Consider the following 553-nt stretch of genomic DNA (forward strand, 5'->3'; position numbering starts at 1 on the left):
CTTGCCGACCATCGTAGGGATCTCCCAGTTGATCACGCAGCTTGAGCAGTTTGACTAGGGTATCGGGGCCGTTGAGCACCCAAACCCGAGCATCTGGGATGGTTTCAAGAATCTCTCGCCGCCATTTATAGACCAGGTGAGGAGGTGATACGACCAGGGTGCGGCGGTAGCCAGCGCCGTGCATCACGGCCGCAACAGCAATGGCCATCATGGTTTTACCTGTGCCCATTTCGGCGTTGATGACAGCGGCCTGCTCGTTGTGGTCCAGCAGCAGTGCGGTTACGGCCTGGACAACCTCGGCTTGCGCCGGGAACGGTTGGCGTTTGAGCGTGTTCATGATCCGTTGCCGGATTTCGTTGATGTTGCCAGCGTAAACCGGTGGGTTAGAGCGGTTGAGTGAATCCAGCAACTCATCACCGAACTCGTCGATGAATTCGGTCAAACTGATGGTCAAAGGTGGGCATGCGGTGTGTGATAGGTCGTTCATGTTTGTTTCTCCGTAAGGAATGAAACAGGGCATGCACGACACCCCGACGGGTATGGTGAATACCCT

General features: G+C 55.9%; 1 protein-coding gene. It reads right to left on the bottom strand.

Features of this window, described 5'->3' with window-relative positions:
- A partial coding sequence (locus H096_RS24915) for a DEAD/DEAH box helicase family protein (protein WP_033902001.1) occupies nucleotides 1–487 on the bottom strand: 487 nt, incomplete at its 3' end.
- Nucleotides 488–553 lie beyond the last annotated feature (66 nt).

It is taken from the genome of Pseudomonas sp. FH1 (genome assembly GCF_000510895.2).
In the GTDB taxonomy this organism is placed as follows: Bacteria; Pseudomonadota; Gammaproteobacteria; order Pseudomonadales; family Pseudomonadaceae; genus Aquipseudomonas; species Aquipseudomonas azotoformans_A.